The sequence below is a fragment of the Nocardiopsis sp. EMB25 genome (genome assembly GCF_026797795.1).
In the GTDB taxonomy this organism is placed as follows: domain Bacteria; phylum Actinomycetota; class Actinomycetes; order Streptosporangiales; family Streptosporangiaceae; genus Nocardiopsis; species Nocardiopsis lucentensis.
Window position 1 is genome coordinate 664,610 of record NZ_JAMTDN010000001.1, and the last position, 22,911, is coordinate 687,520.

General features: G+C 72.1%; 17 protein-coding genes, 2 pseudogenes and 1 riboswitch. Of the genes and pseudogenes, 10 read left to right on the top strand and 9 right to left on the bottom strand.

Features of this window, described 5'->3' with window-relative positions:
- Positions 1–237: 237 nt before the first annotated feature.
- Genes KIK06_RS02750 through KIK06_RS02760 form a run of 3 tightly spaced genes read right to left on the bottom strand, consistent with a single transcriptional unit; the run spans position 238 to position 3,746 of the window.
- A complete protein-coding gene (locus KIK06_RS02750; protein WP_268641779.1) occupies positions 238–1,590 on the bottom strand; it encodes a dihydrolipoamide acetyltransferase family protein in 1,353 nt (450 codons plus the stop codon).
- Entirely contained in the window at positions 1,587–2,633 is a 1,047-nt protein-coding gene (locus KIK06_RS02755; RefSeq protein WP_268641780.1) for an alpha-ketoacid dehydrogenase subunit beta, read from the bottom strand. Before KIK06_RS02755 ends, KIK06_RS02750 begins: the two co-directional genes overlap by 4 nt.
- Entirely contained in the window at positions 2,634–3,746 is a 1,113-nt protein-coding gene (locus KIK06_RS02760) for a thiamine pyrophosphate-dependent enzyme (protein WP_268641781.1), read from the bottom strand.
- A gap of 134 nt (positions 3,747–3,880) precedes the next feature.
- Here KIK06_RS02760 and KIK06_RS02765 point away from each other — a divergent pair, with 134 nt between their 5' ends.
- Positions 3,881–4,318 carry an Lrp/AsnC family transcriptional regulator gene (locus KIK06_RS02765; RefSeq protein WP_017599643.1) on the top strand — a complete coding sequence of 146 codons (438 nt, stop codon included), beginning with the start codon at positions 3,881–3,883 and terminating at the stop codon, positions 4,316–4,318.
- Between the two features lie 79 nt (positions 4,319–4,397).
- Positions 4,398–5,189 carry a PhzF family phenazine biosynthesis protein gene (locus tag KIK06_RS02770; protein WP_268641782.1) on the top strand — a complete coding sequence of 264 codons (792 nt, stop codon included), beginning with the start codon at positions 4,398–4,400 and terminating at the stop codon, positions 5,187–5,189.
- A gap of 192 nt (positions 5,190–5,381) precedes the next feature.
- Here KIK06_RS02770 and KIK06_RS02775 read toward each other — a convergent pair.
- Positions 5,382–5,441 (bottom strand): annotated as a pseudogene (locus KIK06_RS02775) (RNA-guided endonuclease TnpB family protein); the annotation flags it as partial.
- A gap of 110 nt (positions 5,442–5,551) precedes the next feature.
- Positions 5,552–5,902 (bottom strand): hypothetical protein, encoded by a 351-nt coding sequence (locus tag KIK06_RS02780; RefSeq protein ID WP_268641783.1) that lies wholly within the window; start codon positions 5,900–5,902, stop codon positions 5,552–5,554.
- A 144-nt stretch (positions 5,903–6,046) separates the two neighbouring features.
- Here KIK06_RS02780 and KIK06_RS02785 point away from each other — a divergent pair.
- From KIK06_RS02785 to KIK06_RS02810, 6 genes and pseudogenes are all read left to right on the top strand, one after another.
- Positions 6,047–6,835 (top strand): annotated as a pseudogene (locus KIK06_RS02785) (PhzF family phenazine biosynthesis protein); the annotation flags it as partial.
- 23 nt (positions 6,836–6,858) lie between these two features.
- Positions 6,859–7,302 carry a hypothetical protein gene (locus KIK06_RS02790; RefSeq protein ID WP_268641784.1) on the top strand — a complete coding sequence of 148 codons (444 nt, stop codon included), beginning with the start codon at positions 6,859–6,861 and terminating at the stop codon, positions 7,300–7,302.
- Positions 7,303–7,359: 57 nt separating this feature from the next.
- Positions 7,360–7,875, top strand: a complete 516-nt coding sequence (locus KIK06_RS02795; protein WP_268641785.1) for an isochorismatase family protein — start codon at positions 7,360–7,362, stop codon at positions 7,873–7,875.
- A 246-nt stretch (positions 7,876–8,121) separates the two neighbouring features.
- On the top strand, positions 8,122–9,882 hold the full coding sequence (locus tag KIK06_RS02800; RefSeq protein WP_268641787.1) for an ABC-ATPase domain-containing protein: 1,761 nt from the start codon (positions 8,122–8,124) through the stop codon (positions 9,880–9,882).
- 338 nt (positions 9,883–10,220) lie between these two features.
- Positions 10,221–11,147, top strand: a complete 927-nt coding sequence (locus tag KIK06_RS02805) for a proteasome assembly chaperone family protein (protein ID WP_017599649.1) — start codon at positions 10,221–10,223, stop codon at positions 11,145–11,147.
- Positions 11,144–12,292, top strand: coding sequence for a quinone-dependent dihydroorotate dehydrogenase (locus tag KIK06_RS02810; RefSeq protein WP_268641788.1), 1,149 nt, complete (start codon positions 11,144–11,146; stop codon positions 12,290–12,292). The genes KIK06_RS02805 and KIK06_RS02810 overlap by 4 nt, the downstream gene beginning before the upstream one ends.
- A 155-nt stretch (positions 12,293–12,447) precedes the next feature.
- On the opposite strand, the gene KIK06_RS02815 is transcribed toward KIK06_RS02810, so the two are convergent.
- Positions 12,448–14,004, bottom strand: coding sequence for a polysaccharide deacetylase family protein (locus KIK06_RS02815; RefSeq protein ID WP_268641789.1), 1,557 nt, complete (start codon positions 14,002–14,004; stop codon positions 12,448–12,450).
- Positions 14,005–14,127: 123 nt separating this feature from the next.
- Positions 14,128–15,693, bottom strand: a complete 1,566-nt coding sequence (locus KIK06_RS02820; protein ID WP_268645831.1) for a polysaccharide deacetylase family protein — start codon at positions 15,691–15,693, stop codon at positions 14,128–14,130.
- 245 nt (positions 15,694–15,938) lie between these two features.
- A riboswitch (cobalamin riboswitch) is annotated at positions 15,939–16,150 on the top strand.
- Positions 16,151–16,294: 144 nt separating this feature from the next.
- On the opposite strand from KIK06_RS02820, the gene metE reads away from it, so the two are divergent.
- Complete coding sequence (gene metE, locus KIK06_RS02825) at positions 16,295–18,577, top strand: 5-methyltetrahydropteroyltriglutamate--homocysteine S-methyltransferase (protein WP_268641790.1); 2,283 nt, start codon at positions 16,295–16,297, stop codon at positions 18,575–18,577.
- A gap of 89 nt (positions 18,578–18,666) precedes the next feature.
- On the opposite strand, the gene KIK06_RS02830 is transcribed toward metE, so the two are convergent.
- Both KIK06_RS02830 and KIK06_RS02835 read right to left on the bottom strand, forming a co-directional pair.
- Entirely contained in the window at positions 18,667–19,683 is a 1,017-nt protein-coding gene (locus KIK06_RS02830) for a DUF3558 domain-containing protein (protein WP_268641791.1), read from the bottom strand.
- A gap of 655 nt (positions 19,684–20,338) precedes the next feature.
- Positions 20,339–21,421 carry a coiled-coil domain-containing protein gene (locus KIK06_RS02835; RefSeq protein ID WP_268641792.1) on the bottom strand — a complete coding sequence of 361 codons (1,083 nt, stop codon included), beginning with the start codon at positions 21,419–21,421 and terminating at the stop codon, positions 20,339–20,341.
- 454 nt (positions 21,422–21,875) lie between these two features.
- Between KIK06_RS02835 and KIK06_RS02840 the strand changes: the two genes are divergently transcribed.
- A complete protein-coding gene (locus KIK06_RS02840) occupies positions 21,876–22,832 on the top strand; it encodes a methionine ABC transporter ATP-binding protein (protein ID WP_017599656.1) in 957 nt (318 codons plus the stop codon).
- The last annotated feature ends 79 nt before the right edge of the window (positions 22,833–22,911 follow it).

The window sequence follows — 22,911 nt, forward strand, 5'->3', positions numbered from 1 at the left end:
CGCGGTGCCGACCGCGGCCCCTTCGTCGTGTTTTCTTCGGGCCCGCCGCTTCGCTTCGGCCCGTGTTCGGACGCCCCGAAGGCAGGGATGCTTCATCCTCGCCCTCGCCCGCCCGTCGCTCGCCACCACCCTCAACCGACGCCTGCGGCGCAGTCCCGTCCACAAGACCCCCGCCGGCGCCCGAACGACGAACCCCTGCGGTGACCGCTGTGCTCTGGGCGGCTGCTCAGGGAGGACCTAGACGTCCCCGATGAGCAGCCCCGGCCGCTCCACGCAGTCGGCGACGAAGCGCAGGAATCCGCCCGCGACACCGCCGTCGCACACTCGGTGGTCGAAGGTGAGGGTGAGTTCGGTGACCGGCCTGGGCACCACGGCGTCGCCGACCACCCACGGGCGACGGAGGATTCGGCCCAGGCCGAGGATCGCCGCCTCCGGGTGGTTGATGATGGCGGCCGACCCGTCCACGCCGAACACGCCGTAGTTGTTGACGGTGAACGTCCCACCGCGCAGCGCCTCGGGCCCCAACGCGCCCGACCGCGCCGCCTCGGCGGTCTCACGCAGGCGGGCGGACAGATCCCGGGTGGTCAGGCGGTCGGCGTCCCGCACGACCGGTACCACCAGGCCGCGCGGCGTCTGCGCGGCGAAACCGAGGTGCACGGGGTCGAAGCGCACCACCTCGTCACCCGCGGTGTCGAAGTGCGCGTTCAGTTCGGGGAACCGCGCCAGGCCCAGGAGCGCGAACCGCGCCACCAGGGCCAGGAGGCTCACCGGCCGCTCCGGCGCCGCCTCGTTCAGCTCCCGGCGCAGCTCCACCAGCCCGGTCGCGTCGGCGTCCACCCACACCGTCGCCTCGGGGATCTCCCGTCTCGACCGTTCCAGCCCCCGGGCCATCGACCGGTGAGCACCGCGCAGCGGCGCCCGGTGCGTGCCCGGCGGGTCCGTCCTCCGGGCGCTATCGCCCGCGGCACCGCCGGAGATCAGGGCCGCCACATCCCTGCGCAGGACCAGTCCGCCCTCCCCGGTGCCACGCACCGCCGACACGTCGATCCCGTGCTCTCGGGCCAGGCGCCGCACCAGCGGCGACACCACCCGCGTGCGCTCAGCTCCCGCCGTCCGTCCGACCCCGGAGGGGTGTCCGGCCCCGGCGCCCCGCGTGTTCGGGGGAGTGGGTGGGCCGCTGGTCCCCGTTGACCCTCGCGGCCCACCCGCCCCGCGGGCGCGCCGACGCGTGGCCGGTGCGCCCCCTCCCGTGCCGTAGCCCACCAGGACGGCTCCCGACCCCACGGATTCCCCGGCGGCCCCATCGCCGCCGACGGGGTCGGAGCCCTCCCGTGCGTTCGGCACGGTGGTCTGTGCGACGGTGATGAGGGGCGTGCCGACCGCGACCACCTCACCCACCGCGCCGTGCAGTTCGGCCACCGTGCCCGCGTACGGACACGGCACCTCGACCGAGGCCTTGGCGGTCTCCACCTCGGCCACGGGCTGGTCGACGCAGACCTCGTCGCCCACCGCCACCAGCCAGGTCAGGATCTCGGCCTCGGTCAGCCCCTCGCCGAGGTCGGGCAGTGCGAACGACCGTGTTCGGCTCACCCGTCCACCCCCGTTCCGTCGGCGTCGGCCACCCACCGCGACTCCCACTGGAGGCGGTCCACGGCCGCCAGGATCCGGTCGACCCCGGGGAGGTGGAGGTGTTCCAGCTTGGGAGGGGGATAGGGCACGTCCAGGCCGCCGACCCGCAGCACCGGGGCCTCCAGGTAGTGGAAGCAGCGCTCGCTGACCCGCGCGGCGACCTCCGCCCCGTACCCGCCGAACACCGACGCCTCGTGGACCACGACCGCGCGCCCGGTGCGGCGCACCGACGCCGTCACCACCGAGTCGTCCCAGGGGGTGAGCTGGCGCAGATCCACCACCTCCAGGGAACGGCCCTCCTCCGCGGCCACCGCGGCCGCCTCCAGGGCGGTCTCCACCATGGGCCCGTAGACGACGAGGGTCGCGTCACTTCCCGTCCGCCGTACGACGGACCGCTCCATCGGCTCGGTGCGCACCGGGAGCTCGACGGCCTCCTTGGACCAGTAGCGGCGCTTGGGCTCCAGGAAGACCACGGGGTCGTCGCACGCGATGGCCTCGCGCAGCATCGAGTACGCGTCGGCCGGGGTGCCCGGGGTCACCACGCGCAGCCCGGGGGTGTGCGTGTAGTAGGCCTCTGAGGAGTCGCTGTGGTGCTCGACTCCACCGATCCCGCCGCCGTAGGGCACGCGGACGACCACGGGCACGGACACGGTTCCCCGGGTCCGGTTGCGTATCTTCGCCAGGTGGGAGACGAACTGTTCGAAGGCCGGGTAGGCGAAGGCGTCGAACTGCATCTCCACGACCGGGCGCAGGCCGTACATCGCCATGCCGATGGCGGTGCCGATGATGCCGGACTCGGCCAGGGGGGAGTCGAAGACGCGGTCGGCGCCGAGCTCGCGGCTGAGGCCGTCGGTGACCCGGAAGACACCGCCGAGCGCGCCGACGTCCTCGCCGTAGACGACGACGTCGGGGTCCTCGGCGGCGGCGTCGAGCAGGGCCCGGTTCAAAGCGGCGCCCATCGAGACCTCGGAGGGGGCGGGGGAAGTGGGGGGTGTACGCGTCATTCAGGCCTCCCGCAGCCCGTCCACCAGCTCCTGTCTCTCCTCGCGGAGTATCGGCGGGACTTCGGCGTAGACGTCGCTGAACAGGGACGCGGGGTCGAGTTCGTCCTCGCCCGCCATCCGGTCGCGCACGGCCGTGGCCACCTTCTCCGCCTCGGCGTCGAAGGCGGCCAGCGCCCGCTCGGTCTCCTCCTCGTCACCGAGCACGCCCTCCCGGCGGATGAGCGCCGCCATCCGGGTGAGGGGGTCGCGTTCCCTCCAGTACGCCACCTCGGAGTCGTCGCGGTAGCGCTGGGGCGCGTCGGAGTTGGTGTGCGGGTCCACGCGGTAGGTGAGTGCCTCGACGATCGCCGGTCCGCCCCCGGACCGCGCCTCCGCCAGGGCGTGGGAGACCACGGCGTACACGGCCGCGGCGTCGTTGCCGTCGACGTGGTAGCCGCGCATCCCGTAGCCGACGGCCTTGTGGGCGAGGGTGGGCGCGGCGGTCTGCGCGTGCAGGGGCACGCTGATCGCCCAGTGGTTGTTCTGCACGAGGAACACCACGGGGGTGTTCCACACGGCGGCGAAGTTGTAGGCCTCGTGGGCGTCGCCCTCGCTGGTGGCGCCGTCGCCCATGATCGCGAGCGCCGCCACGTCCCGCCCCTTGCGCCGCGCCGCGTAGGTGAGGCCGACGGCGTGGGAGGCGTTGGTGGCCAGCGGCGTGCACTGGGGGGCGCAGCGATAGCGGTGCGGGTCGTACCCGGCGTGCCAGTCGCCGCGGAAGAGGGTCAGCGTCTCCACGGGGTCGACGCCGTGTGTGACCAGGGCGACGCTGTCGCGGTAGGTGGGAAAGAGCCAGTCCTGGTCGCCCAGGGCCAGCACGCCGCCGACCTGTGCCGCCTCCTGGCCCGTCGACGACGGGTAGACGGCGAGGCGGCCCTGGCGGGCGAGCGTGCTGGCCTGTTGGTTGAAGCGCCGGCCGATGACCATCGCACGGTGGAGGTCGGCGAGCCCGGTGTGGTCGGGAGCGGTGAAGAAGGAGTGACTCACACGCTGGCCGTGCCGGTCCACGAGGCGCACCGGCTCCGTCGAGGGGAGTGGAGGAACCGGTCGGTTTCGCTCATCGGTGTGCTTCATGTCTTGAATATGAGGTGAATCACCCCATACTGTCGATATCCCCATGGCGATGCTGGACGAATTGTCTCGCATCAGCCCAAGGCGGAACGGATCATCTCAGACGGTGCACGCCCGAGCGGTATGAGGTAAGACACATGGCAGCCCGGTTGGACGACACCGACAGGCGGATCATCGCGCTGCTGCGCGCCGACGGACGCATGTCCATCCGCGCGGTGGCGGAGCAGGCGCACATCTCCCGCGCCAACGCCTACTCCCGACTCGAACGGCTTCGCGAAGAGGGCGTCATCCGCGGTTTCACCGCCGTCATCGACCCGGAGAAGTACGGCACCGGGCTGTCGGCGTACGTGTCGGTCCGCATCGAGCAGCACTCCTGGGACCGGTTCCGCGGCTATCTGCGCGACATCCCGGAGGTGGACCACGCCGCGCTGGTCTCCGGCGACGTCGACCTCCTGCTGCTGGTGCGGGTCGCCGACGCGGCCGCCCTGCGCACGTTCGTGCTGGAGCGCCTCCAGCGGCTCCCAGAGGTGAAGAGCACCCAGACGATGTTCATCCTCGACGAGCCGCACCTGTGAGGGGCCGCCGCTCCACCGGGGTCCACTCCTCCCGGAATTGGCTCTTCAGGGCCGCGGGTGGACCGCCGAGAATGGACCCATGACCGAATACCGCATCGTCGACGCCTTCACCGACCGCCCCTTGGCGGGCAACCCCGCCGCCGTGCTCATCCTGGACGAGCCCTACACGGACGAGTGGGCGCAGGGGGTGGCGGCCGAGTTCAACCTCGCCGAGACGGCCTTCGCCCGTCGGATCGAGGACCCCGAGGCCGACTTCGAGCTGCGCTGGTTCACGCCCACCGTCGAGATCGACCTGTGCGGGCACGCCACCCTCGCCACCTCCCACGTTCTCACCGAACTGGGCGTTCCCGGCCCCTACCGCTTCACCACCCGAAGCGGGATCCTCACCGTCACCGCCGACGGCGACCGGTTGTGGATGGACTTCCCGGTCAACCGAGCCGAGAAGTGTGAGGTCCCCGACGGCCTCGTCGAGGCCCTCGGCGCCCCCGCCGTGTGGACGGGGACGGTGGGGGAGTTCCTGCTGGTCGAGTTGGCGGACGAGGACACCGTCCGGGGGCTCGCCCCCGACCTGTCGGCGCTCGCCGGGCAGCCCCAGAACGTCGTCATCGTGACCGCCCGGGGAACCGCGGCCGACATGGTCTCCCGTGTCTTCGGCCCCAGCATCGGCATCCCCGAGGACCCGGTGACCGGAGCGGCCCACACCGTCCTGGCGCCCTTCTGGGCCGAGCGGCTCGGCCGCACCGAGCTGACCGCCCACCAGGTGTCCCGGCGCGGCGGTGGCCTGGAACTGCGCCTTCCGGCCGACGCGCCCGACCGTGTGCTCATCGGCGGTACCGCGGTCTCGGTCGCCGCGGGGAGGCTCCACCTCTGACGGGGACCTCCCCCGGGGCGCCCCTCGGGAGAGAAACCGGGCCCCACCCGCAGGTCCTGGTCTGGCGTCATGCGTCAGCTTCCCGGTCGTGAACGACCGAGCTCGCGGGTAGGCGTCCGGTCGACGTGCGCGGGCGACGCCGCACGACCGGCAGGTGAACAAGGCTTGGGACGTCCGGTCGCGCCGGTGGGTGTGGGAACACTCCGCGCACTCCCGTGAGGAGTGCGCCGGGTTCACGAACACCACCGGCACACCGGCCCGGCGGGCCTTGTCGGTGATGAAGCCTCCGAGCTGGGCGAAGGCCCAGGAGCGCAACGCGGCCCGTGGGGACCTTCTCCGCCGTACCCTGCGCCGGATGCCCTTCAGGCACGGTGACGGTGACCAGCAGGAACCACACCCCGTCCCGGTACAGCGGACCGGACTCGCCCCGCCTGTGCTCGGCCAGTGTCTGGGCCGCCTCGGGCGAGCAGGCGAACGGCACGTTCTTCGGCGGCCTTCTTGACGGTGTGCTGGGCCGCCTGCGACCCCACCCCTGCCTGACGCAACCCCCGATAGGCGAGCTCGCGCAGGGGGTGGTTGTGGTACACATCCTCGGCGTGGGCCATGCCGGACACCCGGTTGGCGTGGTCGTTCGGCGCATGCGGCGTCGAGGCCGGCACCGCCGCCTGCTCGGGCGTCGGTGTGAGCTCGGGCCGCACCACGATCGTCGACACGCCCACATCCCGCACCCGTCCAGTGACAGAACGCAGCCGAAGGCACATCAAAGGGAGTGACCTGTGACACCGGAAAGCTCGACATGGTCCGCGCGGCGATTCCCCCCGGGGCCGAAACCCCAGGGTTCCTCGCCAAGACAGGCTGAATTCCACGTGGTCGACGCCTTCTCCGCCCGCCCCCTGGAGGGCAACCCCGCCGCCGTCCTCGTCCTGGACGAGGCCTACACGGACGGGTGGGCGCAGGGGGTGGCGGCCGAGTTCAACCTCTCGGAGACGGCCTTCGCCCGTCGGATCGAGGACCCCGAGGCCGACTTCGAGCTGCGCTGGTTCACCCCGAAGGTGGAGGTCGCCCTGTGCGGGCACGCCACCCTGGCCACCGCGCACGTGCTCGCCGAGATCGGCGTGTCCGCCCCCTATCGCTTCAGCACGCGCAGCGGTGTGCTCACCGTCGTCCACGACGGAGACCGGATGTGGATGGACTTTCCCGTCCGACCCGCGACACCCGTCGACGCCCCCGAGGGCCTGGCCGCCGCGCTCGGCGCCGACCCCGTGTGGGTCGGTCGAGGCGGGACCCACGACCTCCTCGTCGAAGTCGCCGACGAGGCCACCGTCCGCTCGCTCACCCCGGACCAGGAGGCGCTGGCCCGGATCGACGCGCGCGGGATCATCGTCACCGCGCCCGGGGCCGGCCACGACATGGTCTCCCGCTTCTTCGCGCCGAACGTCGGCGTCCCCGAGGACCCGGTGACCGGAAGCGCCCACACGGTGCTGGCGCCGTTCTGGGCCGAGCGGCTGGGCCGTACCGAGCTGACCGCCCACCAGGCCTCGGCACGCGGCGGCGACCTGGAACTGCGCCTTCCCCCTGACGCGCCCGGACGGGTCCGCATCGGCGGGACGGCGGTCACCGTGGCCCACGGCACCCTGCACATCTAGGGTGTCGGGGACGGAAGACGACGATGAGGGGGAACACCGTGGCCGAGCAGTGGGCGACCAAGGAGCGGATCATCCGGGCCCGGGAGGAGCTGGAGGCGGCCCACACCGGATGGCGGCGGCCCGCCGCCTACGGGATCGGTGTCGAGAGGGACGGCGGCACGGTGTTCGGCCTGACCAACGTCGCCGGTAACTACCTGCCCGCCGTCATCCTCGGGCGCACGCTGGGTCACGTGTCGGGGACGGCCACCTACCGGATGACCGTGGAGCAGTTGGACGCCGCGATCACCGGGCTGGCGCCGGCCGAGGCGTGCCCGGACTTCCAGCACCCGAACCTGCACCACTGGCGGGATCTGCGCGCCGAGGTGGCGGAGAAGGGCGGTCGGCTCGTCGCGGTGTTCGTCGGCGACCTGGCCGACGCGCCCGCCGACGGTCACGACGCCGCCTTCCGCGCCGCCCTCGATCGGTAGCGGACCCGGGCGCCGTCGGGTCTGGTGCCGGTATGACGTGTCGGCCGTGATGGATCGATGACTTTCGCACTGATGTTCGTTGATGTGCAGCGGAACATGCTCCAAGGGCAGGCTCCCGTGCCCGACGCGGCGGCGGTCCGCCCCGTGCTCGGGAGGCTGCTCGACCGCGCCCGCGCGGCGGGCGCCGTCGTCGTCCACGTCCTCAACGACGGTGGGGACGACGACCCCGACAGACCCTTCACCCCGGGGTGGGAGCCGGTCTTCCCCCACCTCGACGGGGAGCGGGTCGTCCGCAAGACCGAGGCGAACACGTTCTCGGTTCCCGGACTCGCGGACGCGTTCAGGAGCCGAGGAGTGGCGACCCTGGTCGTCTGCGGGTTCCAGAGTCAGATGTGCGTACTGGAGACGAGTCTGGGCGGCCGGCGCGAGGGCTTCGGGGTCATTCTGGCCTCCGGCGCCCACGCGACCTATCCGGACAGGTCGGGCGCGGCGGAGATCGCCGCGGCCGTCGAACGGGAACATGAATCCTCCGGAATCAAGGTTTCCCACGCACGGGGCATCGACTTCCGGTAGAAATGAACCCGGCACCTCCCCACCCCTCCCGGGGAGGTGCGATGTCCCAGCCGACCCGGAACACCCCTTGGTACCGGGTGGGCTGGGGCCACCCCGAAGGGATCGGCCCCGGTACCGCCACCGGGGCCGATCTCCGTCGGGACGGGCCCGGCCCGTCGCCCGCGGTCGTCCACAGGGCTTCTCCAGCGGTAGGCGATTCGTCCTACCCTGGCTTGAGCAGTGCCACGAACACGGGGGGAGAACACGATGGCGGGACGGTACGGGAGCGGTGGCCAGGGGCGCCGGCACGGCGGCGGGGGAGGCCGCGGCGGCGGTGGCCGCAGGCCCGAACCCGAACCGATCCGCGGCGTGCGCGACGACGCCCGGCTCTCGTCCGAGTTGCTGCGCATGGACGGCGACTCCTACGGCCGCTACAAGTCACTCAAGGGCGACTGGGACTTCGGTGACTTCACCCTCACCGTGCAGCACGCCCAGTCCGACCCGTTCGCCCCGCCCTCGCGGGTGCGCGTGCTCGTTCGGGACGCGGGCATCCCCAAGAGCGCCTGGGCCGACCCCGTCCGGCGTCGCGCCACGGCCGACTACCTCGGCCGCCGCGCCCGCCGTCTGCTCAAGGGGTCGCTGCTCAGGATCGACACCGGTGGCCAGGAGGTCATCGAACGCTCCTCCTGCCAGGTCACCGAGGGTGGTGGCATCGACCTGCGCATCGGCATCGACCTGCCCGGCCGCGGCCGTCGCATCGACGGCCGCACGGCCGAGCGCGAGCTGTGCTCCACCCTGCCCGACCTCGTCGACGACCTCGACTGGGAGGAGATCGACGCCGCTGAGGCCGAGGCTTTCGCCGACAGCGTCGCCGACACCGTCGCCCTGCGCTCCCAGCTGGAGGAACGGGGCCTGGTGGCCTTCGTGGCCGACGGCGCGACCCTGCCCCGGCGCAGCGGTGTCAGCGACGAACCCATGGCCAGCGGTGCGGTGCCCTTCGGCTCACCCGAGTCCCTGCGGGTGAGCGCCGACCTCCCGCACCGCGGCACCGTCACCGGCATGGGGGTGCCCGAGGGCATCACCCTCATCGTCGGTGGCGGTTTCCACGGCAAGTCGACCCTCCTGCACGCCCTGGAGCGCGGTGTGTACGACCACATTCCCGGGGATGGGCGTGAACTGGTCGTGAGCAGGGGCGACGCGGTCAAGATCCGCGCCGAGGAGGGCCGTCGCGTTGAGCGCACCGACGTCAGCCCCTTCGTGCGCGGCCTGCCCACCGGCGCCGACACCGGCGATTTCCGCACCGAGAACGCCTCCGGCTCCACCTCCCAGGCGGCCAACATCTGCGAGGCCGTCGAGGCCGGATCACGCACCCTGCTCGTGGACGAGGACTCCACCGCCACCAACCTGATGATCCGCGACGAGCGCATGCAGGCCCTCGTCCACGGCGACCGCGAACCCCTCGTCCCGTTCATCGACCTCGTCCGCCCCCTGCACCGCGAACACCGCGTCTCGACCGTCCTCGTCATGGGCGGCAGCGGCGACTACTTCGACGTCGCCGACCAGGTCGTCATGCTCGACGCCTACCACCCACACGATGTCACCGAACGTGCCCGTGCCCTCGCGCGCGAGCGCACCGACGCCGACTTCACCCCGCCCCGCCACCGGATCGTCGATCCCGGCTCGGTGGACCCCACCACCGCGCGCGGCCGGAGCAAGATCAAACGCCGCGACATGGACGTGCTGGTCTTCGGGGACCACGACATCGACGTGCGTTCCGTCGAGCAGTTCGTCGACCCCGGACAGATCACCGGCGCCGGGCTCGCCCTGCGCGAACTCGTGCGCGGTCGTCACCTGGACGGTGCCCGCACTCTCGCGGAGGCCCTGGACTCCCTGGAACGGGACCTGGTCAGGGACGGCGTCACCCGGCTCGGCGGGGACTTCGGCGGTGACTACGCCCTGCCGCGCCGGTACGAGATCGCCGCGGTGCTCAACCGCCTGCGCGCCCTGCGCGTCGCAAAACTGCGCTGACTGGGAGGCGGCCTCTCCGAGCGGTCGCTCCAGGGACGCGGCCGGGGTGCTTCACGCGGGTGCCGCGCCGGAGGCGCCGGGTGGGCCGAAGCGAATCGGAAGACCACGACGAACACAGCCGTGCCCGGCGCGCGGGCCGGTATGGCCACCGTCACCCCCGAGGGGAGAGGGCTGCCGAGGCCAGCTTCCACGGGTCGTGGGTCGGTATTGTGGGAAAGCGGGACAGACCCACCCACGCGGTGCGCGGGCAGGTCCCCTGGGCCGCGCGGCGGCCGAGGCCGTGGCCGCCGCTCGGGCGTCGCCCCCGCGATCCCGACCACTTTGGAGACGAGAACCCGGTGCGTGAACCCGCTGATCTGTACGAACTCCATCCCGGCTTCGACGACGTCGCCGGACTGGCGATGCTCGTCTGTCTGGACGGCTTCGTCGACGCCGGTCACGCCGGGCGCCAGCTGGCCTCGGCGATCTTCGACCGGTTCACCGCGGAGGAGATCGCGACCTTCGACACCGACCGGCTCGTGGACTACCGGTCCCGTCGCCCGACGATGACCTTCGTCGAGAGCGCCTGGACCGACTACGCCGCCCCCAAACTGGCCCTGTACCGGATGCACGACGAGGAGGGCGCACCCTTCCTGGTCCTGCACGGCCCCGAACCCGACCGTGAGTGGGAGCTGTTCGCCGCTGCGGTCAGCACCCTCCTCGACCGCTTCCGAGTCACGCTGTCCGTCAGTGTCAACGGCATCCCCATGGCGGTTCCGCACACCCGGCCGGTCACGGTCACCCCCCACTCCACCCGCCCCGAGCTGGTCGGGGATCACACCCCGTGGATCGGCCGGGTCGAGGTCCCCGGCAGCGCCGTGTCGCTGCTGGAGTACCGCTTGGGCCAGATCGGCCACGACTTCGTCGGCTACGCCATCCACGTCCCCAGCTACCTCGCCCAGTCCGAGTACCCCCGAGCGGCCCTCGCCGCCGCGGAGCACGTCTCCGGGGCGACCGGACTGGCCCTGCCCACGAGCGGGTTGGAGGACGTGGCCGGAGCCACCGACGTCGACATCGCCGAACAGGTGGCGGCCTCTGAGGAGGTCCAGCGTGTCGTGGCCAACCTGGAACGGCAGTACGACGACATCATGTCCTCACGGGTCGACAGCGAGGAGCGGCCCACGCTCCCGCTCGCCGACGACGAGGGCGGACTGCCCACCGCCGACGAGCTCGGCGCGGAACTCGAACGCTTCCTCGCAGAGCGCGAGGGCGACGGAAACGGATGACCGTGTTCTACCAAGTGCTCTTCAGCTCGGTCCTGCGTCACATGGACGCTGAGAAGGCCCACAAGCTGAGCTTCGCCGCGCTGCGCGGCGCGGCCGCCGTTCCCGGTGTCGCCGCGGCCATGGGCCGGGTCCTGGGTCCGCGCGAGCCGGAACTGACCGTGCACGCCCTGGGCCGTGAGTTCCCCGGCCCGCTGGGCATGGCCGCCGGGTTCGACAAGAACGCCGAGAGCCCGCACGGACTGGCCGCGCTCGGGTTCGGGTTCGTCGAGATCGGCACGGTCACCGCCCAGCCCCAGCCCGGCAACCCGAAGCCGCGCCTGTTCCGCCTGGTCGAGGACCGTGCCATCGTCAACCGGATGGGCTTCAACAACGAGGGCTCGGCCCTGGTCGCCGAGCGCCTGCACCACCAGCGGTCCGCCGGGCGCCCGCTCCTGGGCGTCAACATCGGCAAGACCAAGGTGACGCCCGAGGAGGACGCCCCGGCCGACTACGCGACCAGTGCCCGCCGACTGGCTGGGTACGCCGACTACATGGTCGTCAACGTCAGCTCGCCGAACACCCCCGGGCTGCGCAACCTCCAGGGCGTCGAACAGCTGCGCCCGCTGCTGGCGGCCGTGCGCGAGGCCCTGGCCGAGGCCGGCCACCCGAACCTGCCCCTGTTGGTGAAGATCGCGCCCGACCTGGCCGACGAGGACGTCGACGCGGTCGCCGACCTCGCCCTGGCCGAGGGCCTGGACGGCATCATCGCCACCAACACCACGATCTCCCGCGAGGGGCTCGCCGCCTCTGACGAGGAGGTCGAGGCGGCCGGTGCCGGCGGCCTCTCCGGCGCTCCGCTCAAAGACCGCTCGCTGGAGGTGCTGCGCCGTCTGCGCTCCCGGGTGGGCGACCGCGTCACCCTGGTCGCCGTCGGCGGCATCGAGACCGCCGAGGACGCCTGGGCGCGCATCCGCGCCGGCGCCACACTGGTCCAGGGGTACACCGGCCTGATCTACGGCGGCCCGCTGTGGCCGCGCCGCGTCCACCGGGGCCTGGCCCGGCTCGTGCGTGAGGCGGGGTACGCCTCGGTCGGCGACGCCGTGGGAGCCGACGCGCCTCCACCGGGTCTGACCGTGGTGGGCGACGACGTCGAAGCCGTTTCCTGACCTCTCCGGCCCTGATGGGGCCCGGACCACGACACCCACCGACGCCCGGTCGACGACCTCGACCGGGCGTCGGCGCGTGCGGGCATCGCGCGTGGGCGCCCGTGCCGGCCGGGCAGGGCCCCGATGAGACGGTTCCCGGGACGGCGTGACCCCGGTCAGGACTCCGGGGCCTCGCCCTCGGTTCCGGGCACCCGGCCGTGCCGGGGGTAGGACTCCCCGGGCTCCGGATCGCCGATCACCTGTGAGGCCGTCGCGAACACGAAACCGTCCTCGCGCAGCCGCTCGATGATCTCCGGGACAGCGGCCACGGTCGGCGGCAGGGTGTCGTGCAGCAGCACCACCGAGTCCCGCTCCGCTGCCTCCACCACGCGGTCCGCGATCTCGTCCGGGGCGAGCCCCGTCCAGTCCTCGCTGTCCAGGTTCCACAGGACCTGGGCCATCCCCTGGTCGCCGATCTCTCCGAGCACCTCGGGCGAGCTGTCGCCGAAGGGCGGCCGGAACAGCCGCACCGTGTGCCCGGTGTGCCTGCTGACGATCGCGCTCACCGCCGCCACCTGCCCCGGCAGGTCGGCCTCGGGCATGTCCGGCATGTGCTCGTGCTGGTCGTTGTGGCTGGCGATCTCGTGCCCCGCGGCGTAGGCGCGCCGGTAGTCGAGGGGGCGGGTCAGCGCGGGGTCGGCGTTGAGGAAGAACGTCGCCGTCACCTCCTCCTCCGCGAGCAGGTCGAGCAAGGGCGCGGTGGTGTCGGCCGGACCGTCGTCGAAGGTCAGCGCTACGCACCGCACCCTCTTGGCCCGACAGTCGACGTCCTCGTCACCGGCGACGACCTCTCCCGGCACGGCGCGTCCGGGGTCGGGGGCCCGACCCGGCTCGGGCACGGCGTAGTCCGGCTCCTCCCGCAGCGAGGCCGCACGCGCGCGCTCGCCCAGGTCGGACAGGAGCGGCTCCGCCTCGGCGGAGTCGACCACCGAGGCGACGCGGCCGGGGGAGGAGTCCGGCGGATGGCCTTCGCGTACCGGGGAGAGGTGCCCGTCGTCGAACTCCACGACCAGGTCTCCGTCGGTGTTGAAGCCGAGGGAGTCGTAGCTGGCCCGGATCGGGAAGAGGCTCCCGGTGTCGACGTCGGGGCGGCCGGCCAGGTCCGCGCGGACGATCTCGTTCAACTCCGTGAGCTCCTCCTGCCCGGCGATCAGCTCCGAGGAGTAGTGGGTCAGTCCGGTCCCGGCGTCGTACCAGTACGTCTCGTACCCCTGCCGCAGTCCGTGCAGGTCCTCCTCGGTGCGGATCAGGCGCACCCCCAGCACGCCGTCACCGGCGGCGGTGACCTCCCAGCCGAGGGTCAGGGACACCGGGTCCCGGCTGGCCCCCCGGAAGTCGAGCACCTCCCGGTCCACGAGTTCGGCGAGCCCGTCGGCGAACTCCGGGGCGCCCTCGAACTCCGGGTAGGCGACGGTGACGTCCAGGCCCTGGGGGATGTGGGGGTGGCCGTCGTAGTCGGCGGAGCCGCCGGTCCACTCGGTGACGGCCCCCTCCGGCTCGTCCAGCACCACGGTGATCCGGTCGGCGGACTCCGCGTCACCGGTGGCCGTTCCACAGGCGGTGGCGGTCAGCGCCAGTGCCACGGCCGCGGCGCCGGACCGCCGGAGGCCTCCGCGTCCGCTGTCCGGAGGGTGGCTGCTCTGCTGCTGACGCGCTCGGATCGACGGCTCCACCGGACTTCCTCACCCCTGCCGGACGGTTGGCGGCTGACGGGAGCAAGATAGGTGACCTGGACCACGCGCCCGGGGCGATGGCCACATGTGGTCACCCCCCTGGCGCGTCCGTCGGCGGGCGTGTCAGTCCTCGGCCGGCCCGTCCTCCTCCTCGTCACCGCCGGTCTCCTGGCCCTCGGACCCGTCCTCGGCGTCCTCCTCGGGCTGGCCGTCGTGGTAGGCCGCTCCCGGGGTCGTGGTCCCGAGCAGCTGGGAGACGGTCACCATCGTGTAGCCCCGGGCGTCGAGTTCGCGGATGATCTCGTGGGAGGCGTCGATGGTGGTGCCGTGGATGTCGTGCATGAGGATGATCGCGCCGTCCGACGCGCCGCCCAGCGCGCGGCCGGAGACGACCGAGGCGTTCCGGTCCTTCCAGTCGTTGGTGTCCACGCTCCACAGGATCTGGGCGAGCCCCATGTCCTCGGTCACGGAGGCGACGCCGTCGTCGGTGGCGCCGTAGGGCGGGCGCATCAGGTCCATGGTGTAGCCGGTCTCGCGGTACACCTGGGCCTGGACGGTCTCCAGTTCGGCCCGGGCCGCGCCCTGCCCCATCGCGGACAGGTCCGGGTGGCTCAGGGTGTGGTTGGCGATCTCGTGGCCCTCCGCGTAGGCGCGCCGCACCGTGCGGGGGTGCTCCAGGACCGGGACCCCGGTCACGAAGAAGGTGGCGCGGGCGTCGTACTCGGCGAGGGTGTCCAGCAGCTCAGGGGTGCGTCCGCCGGGCCCGTCGTCGTAGGTCAGGGCTACGCACCGGGTCTCGGGGTCGGAGCAGTCCACCGCGTCGTCGACGGGGGAGATCAGGCCCGGGCGCTCCTCGGTGGTCCCGTCCTTGTCCGCTTCGGGCGGGCCCGACAGGGAGAAGTCCTCCACACCCACGGTCGCGGCGTCACGGGCGCGCACGCCCAGGTCCGACAGGAGCGGCTCGGCCTCATCCCGGTCGACGACCACGTGCACGGGGCCCTCGCCGACGGGGGCGATCTGCCCGGTGTCGAACTCCACGACCAGGTCGCCGTCGGGGTTGAAACCGACCGAGTCGTAGAGCGCGGCGACGGGAAGGACGGCCGGACCGTCGACCGCGTCCGGGCTCTGTTCCCGGACCAGCGCGTTGAGCTGATCCAGTTCGTCCTGGCCCGCGATCAGTTCGTTGGAGCCGTGGGCCAGGCCGGTGTCGGCCTCGTACCAGTACGTGCTGTGGCACTCACGAGAACCCTCGGAATCGGTCTCGGTACTGGTCATGCGCACGCCGACCAGGTCGTCGTTGGCGGCGGTCAGACCCCACTCGGCGGTGTAGTCCGCCGCGCCGGGGTTGGCCGCCTCGAAGGCGGCCACGTCGGCGTCGAGGGTGCGGGCGAGGAAGTCGGTCAGCGGTTCGGCGTCGGGAAGGGAGGGATAGGTCACGTCCGCGGAGACGCCGCCGTCGTAGGACAGCGTCTCCTCGGCCACGTCGACCACGTCGGAGGGGTCGACCACCGTCAGCCGGTCGGGTTCTCCCGTGGCGGGAGGCAGGGGGCTCTCTTCCCCCGACCCGTGCGCGGTGTTCTCCGCGGGGTCGGGGCCGGGAAGTACTCCGGATTGGGTGACGAGCAACACCAGCCCCGCCAGCACCGCCATCGCAACCACGACCGTGACGAGGGGGCGTCGGGTCGCCATGGTCCGTGGGCTCTGTTTGTTCACCAGGGGTTCTCCACGTTCATCGTCAGACGAACGTTCGCGGGGCGGCGGGGGAGGGCCGTCCCACGTAACGCTTTATGTCAGGTGTGACGCGCGCCACGTGGCTGGGGTTCGCGATGGGGGTGGCGCGCGGGAATGGGGTTTCCACGCCGGGGGCGGGGGCGTGAGGGGGCCTCCCTATACTTGCAGGCGTGGAAGGTACGCGCTCCACTTCCAGGCCGGGTTTGACCGGTTCGGGGTGTGGTTCGCGTCGCGAGAGGGAACCCGGTGGGAATCCGGGACTGCCCCGCAGCGGTATGTGGGAACGACAGTCGCCAAAAGCACTGGTAATCCGGTCGTTTTGGTCGGAATCTGGGAAGCGGCGGCCAGTAGGTCGTCGGTGCGCGCACCGACGGTGCCCACGAGTCCGAAGACCTGCCTCCACCCGGCGGCGCACCCGTGTCGCCGGTGGTCCCGTGCCCCGAGGGAGGGCCGAGGGCGGTGACGGACGGGTACGCGCCCGCGGCGCGTACCTCGCGTGGCCTACCCTCCTCATGCCCTCGTGGCCGGAACCTGGCTTTCGACGAGGGAGAGAAGCTTCATGACCACGTCACCGGCCGCGAAGGCGGCCGTGCGCTCCACCGTGCACGGTTACCCGAGGATCGGCCCGCGCCGCGAACTCAAGCGCGCCAGCGAGTCCTACTGGAAGGGCCGCACGAGCGCCCGGGAACTGGACGCCGTCGCCGCCGACCTGCGCGAGGGCGTCTACGTCCAGCTGCGCGAGGCGGGCGTCGACGACCTGCCGTCCAACACGTTCTCCTACTACGACCACGTGCTCGACACGGCGGTCCTCTTCGACCTGGTGCCCTCCCGGTTCGCCTCCCCGTCCACCGCGGAGGACCGCGACGAGGAGCTGCGCCGCTACTTCGCTCTGGCCCGGGGCGAACAGGGGGCGCCGCCGCTGGAGATGACCAAGTGGTTCGACACCAACTACCACTACCTCGTCCCCGAGCTCTCCCCGAGCACCCGTCCCCGCCTCGTCGGTGACAAGCCGGTCGCCGAGTTCCGTGAGGCCGCGGCGGCGGGCCACCACACCCGCCCGGTCCTGGTCGGCCCGCTGACCTTCCTCCTGCTGGCCAAGGCCGCCGACGACGCCCCCGAGGGGTGGGCGCCGATCGAGCTGCTCGACCAGCTCCTGGACGCCTATGGTCGCCTCCTGGCCGACCTCAGGGCGGCCGGGGCCACCGAGGTGCAGCTGGACGAGCCGATCCTGGCCACCGACGAGGGCCGCGCCGCCGTCGACCACCTGGAGCGCGTCTACCAGCGTCTGGGCGGTCTCACCGATCGTCCCTCCCTGCTGGTCTCGACCTACTTCGGGTCCATCGGCGCCGCCGCGCTGCGCGTGCTCAAGGACTCCCCGGTCGAGGCGGTCGGCCTGGACCTGGTGACCGACGCCGAAGGCATCGACGACCTGGTGAAGGTCTCCGGCCTGGGCTCAACACGCCTGGTCGCCGGTGTCGTCGAGGGCCGCAACGTGTGGCGGACCGACATCCCCTCCGCCGTGGCCACGCTCGGTACCCTGCTCGCCCTCACCGACGAGCTGACGGTGAGCACCTCCTGCTCGCTGCTGCACGTGCCGATCGACCTGGACGCCGAGACCTCCCTCGACCCCGAGCTGCGCGCGGCCCTGGCCTTCGCCAAGCAGAAGGCCGAGGAGGTCGCGCTGCTGGGCCGTGTCCTGTCCGAGGGGACCGAGGCCGAGTACGCGGCCGAGGGGGCGAACGGCGCCGACCCGGCCTTCACCGACGCCCGGGTGCGCGCCCGCCTCGACGCGCTCGGCCCGGAGGCCTCCGAGCGTCCGCAGGACCGGGGCGTCCCCACGGACACGCCGCTGACCACGACCACGATCGGGTCCTTCCCGCAGACCGCCGAACTGCGGCGGGCGCGCGCCGCCCACCGCAAGGGTGAACTGGGACGGGAGGAGTACCACCGGATCCTCCGCGAGGAGATCGACCGGGTGATCGCGCTCCAGGAGGAGATCGGTCTGGACGTGCTCGTCCACGGCGAGCCCGAGCGCAACGACATGGTGCAGTACTTCGCTGAGCAGCTGCGGGGCTACGCCACCACTGAGAACGGGTGGGTGCAGTCCTACGGTTCGCGCTGCGTGCGTCCCCCGATCCTGTACGGGGACGTTTCGCGCCCCGAGCCGATGACGGTCGAGTGGATCACCTACGCCCAGTCGCGTACCCGGAAGCCGGTCAAGGGCATGCTGACCGGCCCGGTGACCATGCTCGCCTGGTCGTTCGTGCGTACCGATCAGCCGTTGGGTGACACCGCTCGCCAGGTCGCGCTCGCCCTGCGGGACGAGATCGCCGACCTGGAGCGCGCCGGGATCCGCCACATCCAGGTGGACGAGGCGGCGCTGCGGGAGCTGCTGCCGCTGCGTGAGGAGCTGCGTGAGTCCTATCTGGACTGGGCTGTGGGCTCGTTCCGACTGGCCACCTCCGGGGTCGCGCCGACCACGACCATCCACACGCACATGTGCTACTCCGAGTTCGGGCTGATCGTCGGTGGGATCGAGGCGCTCGACGCCGACGTCACCAGTGTCGAGGCTGCGCGTTCGCGGATGAAGTTGGTGGAGGACCTCGGCCGCCGCGGCTACAAGCGGGGGATCGGCCCGGGCGTGTACGACATTCACTCGCCGCGGGTGCCCTCCGTGGAGGAGATCGAGGAGTCGCTGCGCCTGGCGGTCGCGCACATCGACGCGAGCGGCCTGTGGGTCAATCCGGACTGCGGTCTGAAGACGCGCGGGTACGCCGAGACCGAACAGGCCCTGCGCAACATGGTCGAGGCGGCCAGGCGGGTGCGCGCCGACCTGACCTAGGCGGGGTGCCCCCGGCCGAGCCCGTGAGGCCGCATGAGTGAGGGGGCCGTGGCGATGCGCCACGGCCCCCTCACGCGTCCGGAGCGGGATCAGGTGCCGACGAGGGCGAGCGCCTCGGCCCCGGCGTTGAGCATGATGTCCTCGGTGTTGTCCGGCAGGACCAGGTCCTCGGTGTCGCCCTCGGAGAGGAACGACGGACTGACCTGGTACTCGATGCGGATGTTGAGGTTGGCGGTCCGGATCAGCAGGACGGCCTGGGGCACCTCGTCGCCCACATAGTCGTAGCGGGTGACGACGTACTGCGCCTGGTCGCCCAGGTCGACCTCGCGGTTTTCCTCGATGGCGTCGGCGATGTAGTACGAGTAGTCGGTCGCCCCGGTGACGTCCTCGATGCCCGACTCGAAGTCCTCGGTGGCCTGCTCGATGGAATCGGAGGCCGAGTAGGGCACGGAGTAGGTCAGCCGCAGGGAGGCGTAGTCCTCGGAGTTGTTGCCCTCCGGGGCCTCGGCCAGCGTGCTGGAGCACCGGGAGGTGGCGTCCTGGACCGACTTGTCGCCTTCCTCGGTGAGCAGGAAGTCGGTGTGCACCTGCTCGGTGAAGGCGTCGCAGGGTTCGGCGGGCACCGCGTAGGGCGGTTCACCGGCGGGCGCGGCGTCCGTGTCGGGGGCCGGCGCGTCGGTCGGGCCGTCGGTGTCCCGGGTGCCCTGGTCGGCCTCGGTCGATTCGGCGACCGGAGGGGTCGGCGATCCGTTGGTCACGAGCGTGACCAGGACGGCGATCACCAGGACGACGATCACGACGCCGCCCACGATGACGACCCACAGGCCCGCCTTACCGCCACCGCTCTTGGGGGGATGGGGAGGGGTGAAGCCGGGGCCGCCGGGGCCACCGGGACCGCCGGGGCCGTAGGGCGGCTGCGCGCCTCCGTACATGTGCTGCTCGCCCCCGGGGTAACCGGCGCCGTAACCGGGCTGGCCACCGGTGCCCGGGTCGCCGTAGGGGGCGCCCTGGGGCGGCTGGGGCTGGCCGTAGGGCGGCTGGGCCCCCTGCTCCCCGCCACCGTAGGGGTTCTGGGGTGGCTGGTTGTAAGGTCCGTTTTCGCTCATGGCTCCCCTCGCCCGGTGGTGTGCTGTGTTGGTGACGCGTGAACGCGTCCTGGGTTCGCGGGTCCGCCGCAGTGCTGGGCCACCGGTGGTGCGGGGCGGCGGCCACGGGACCGCGGGGGTGAGCCGCCCGCTCGTACCGGCCCGTGGGCGAGGACGGGCGGTGTGGAACGGGGGATCCCCGGTGTCGTGAGGAGGTCCCTGGTGCCGGGTGTGCTCCGAGGTCGGGCCGGGCACGTCATCCCCACAGGCCAGGGCCGGGACGTGTTGCATCCTAGCTGCGCTGAGTACCCGTGCGGCAGGTGGGATACCGGTCGGGTGGGTGAATTGTCACCGTTTCGTGTCGCTCACGTGGGACCGGAGGTTCCTGGCGGGCGGGTGGCCGGTTCCGGCCACCGGGCGATCCCGGGCCATGAAGACGCCTGGCCGCGGGGGAGTTCCTCCTCGGGCACGAGGGGTCTCACCCGCTGCGCGGGGATGTCCGGGCCGGTGCGGCCACGTCCGTCGGAGGGCGCCGGCCGGGGCCCGAACGACCACCGGGGCGCGGAGCCGGGATGACGCACACGCTCCGACAGGCGGTGTGGTTCGAGCCGGACTCCGTGCGTCCCCTCGCGGTCGAGGGCCCCGCCGACCGGGTGGTGGGCGGGGACGCGGCGCCTCAGAACATCGAGATGTGCACGTGGTCGAAGTGGTTCTCGGTCACGCTGCCGCGGTCGGACATGGCGCGCCAGCCCTCGTTGCCGCGCCGGATGTCCCAGATCTCCTGCCGGTAGATGATGTACATGATCCCGAAGTCCTCGGCGTTCTCCTTCGCCCACTCGGCGATCTCGTACCCGCGCTGGACCTGGTCCTCCGACGGCATCTGTCCGTTGCCGTCGACCATGAAGTCGCAGGCCCGGCCCTTGGGGTGCTCGCCGACCACCCAGCCGCCGACCGCCCGGTAGCAGCCCACCCCGCCGACGTCGCTGCCCCGACCGAACCGGGAGATGATCTCGTCGCGCATCTGGCGCGTACGCGGGGTGATGTTGTCCGGCGGCTCCATCGGCTGGTTGGGGTGGTCGGCGATCATGCGCTGAACCTCGCGCCGGCGCTCCTCCAGCTCGTCCAGGTCCGCCTCGACCTGAGCCAACTCCTCCTGCGCGGTGGCCTGCGCGGCCTCGTCGCGCTCCATCGCCTGTTCCAGCTGGTCGATGAGGTCATCGTGGGTGGAGGACAGATAGTCGATGAGCACCGCGCGGTCGATGATCTCGTCCGGGTCGGAGTCGACGAAGAGCGACATCGAGGGGTCGATCCCGTTGGCGGTGTAGGTGGCCACTGCCAGCGACCGCACCTCCGCGCGTGCGGCCTCCACCTCCTCGCGCGAGGTCTCGGCGCGGGCCTCGGCGTCCTCGGCCTCGTCCATGACCGCTTCCATGTCCCGCAGCTCACCCTGGAACTCCTCGGTGAGCGACTCGGCGCGGGCGCGCAGGCTGTCCATGTCCTCGGGCTCGCGCGGCGCGATGGTCGCTCCGGCGCTCTGGGGCACGGCCACCAGGAGGGCGGCCAGGGCGACGGCCAGGGCGCCCGCCGTGGCGCGGGCGGGGCGGCCGACGGGGCCAGGCCCGGCGGCACGGGGCACAAGGTGGGCCAGGACGTCGTGCCATGTCCACGCGCGGGGGTCCGGTGCCCAGAAGTCGGCGAACGGGTCGTCCCCGGACGCGCGGGAGGCGCCGCCCCCGCGGATCGGATCGTCGGGCTGCACGGTGTGATCGCTCCTCGAACCCGTACGTTCCCCGTGGTCGGGAGCGTCGGGCACTGCTGCTCGTGTGTCCCGGAACGGGTGTGGGGACCGCTCGGGCCGGGCTCTCGCACACGTGGAACGGCTGGAGCGAGAGTCACGGAATCGTCATGAGTGTAGGCCCGACCGTGCGGATTCGGAAAAGACGGGGTCAAGCCACCACATTCCAAAATACGCGATGTGGTCAAAATAACCTGATCACGGACATTAAAATCGCTGATCGGACCCGTTCGTACGTGGTTGAGTTGGTGCGGCGACGGCTCCCGCGCGCTCCGGCGCGTCGCTTCCACGCGGCCCCCGGGCCCTCCGTACGCTCGGACGCGGGCGTCGAACCCGCGTTGAGTCCCGCCCTGGGCGATCCCCACGAGCGCCGAGACACCACCGCTGAGACGTCGATGGGAAGACCGTGATTGACGCAGTGGGCCTGCACAAGGCCTACCGGTTGAACAAGCACCGGGTGAGAGCCCTCAATGGCGTCGACCTGCGTGTCGAACCCGGGGAGATCTACGGGGTCGTCGGGCAGAGTGGTGCGGGCAAGAGCACCCTGCTGCGATCGGTGAACCTCCTGGAACGCCCCGACGCAGGAACGGTCACGGTCGACGACCAGGAGCTGACCGCGCTGCGTGGCGCCCGCCTGAGGGCCGCCCGCCGTGGGATCGGCATGGTCCACCAGCACTTCGCCCTGCTGTCCTCGCGCACGGTCGCGGGCAACGTCGGCTTCCCGCTGGAGGTCGCGGGCGTGGACCGCGCCCGCCGCCGGGCCCGTGTCGGGGAGCTCCTGGAGCTGGTCGGGCTCGGTGACAAGGCGCGGGCCTACCCCTCCCAACTCTCCGGCGGGCAGAAGCAGCGCGTGGGCATCGCCCGCGCGCTGGCCTCGGCGCCCAAGGTCCTGCTCAGCGATGAGGCGACCTCGGCCCTGGACCCGGCCACCACCGAGTCCATCCTCGCCCTGCTCGGCCGCCTGCGCGACGAATTGGGGCTGACGATCCTCCTGATCACCCATGAGATGGACGTGATCAAGCGGATCTGCGATTCCGCGGCCATCATGGAGAACGGCGAGTTCCGCGAGTCCGGTCGCGTCCTCGACCTCATCGGAACCCCGGGCTCCCTCCTGGCGCGCTCCCTGTTCCCCATCCCGGAGGGCGGCGGCCCCGACACCGTCGTCGTCACCTACCCGCGCTCCTTCGACGAGCCGCTGATGTCGGAGCTGACCCGACGTTTCGACGTGGACGCCAACATCCGCGGCGGCGGCGTGGAGCGCGTCGCGGGCCAGTCCGTGGGCCGCCTGAGCGTCGACGTGCGCGGCGCCCGCCGCGCTGAGGCGCTGACCTTCCTGTCCGAACGCGGTCTGCTGGTCGAGGAGGCCGGAAAGTGATCGACTCCGCCCTGTCCCTCGCCTCGACCACCGAACCGACGGGGGCGTGGAACGCCCTGGTCGCCTTCGTCCGGGACTG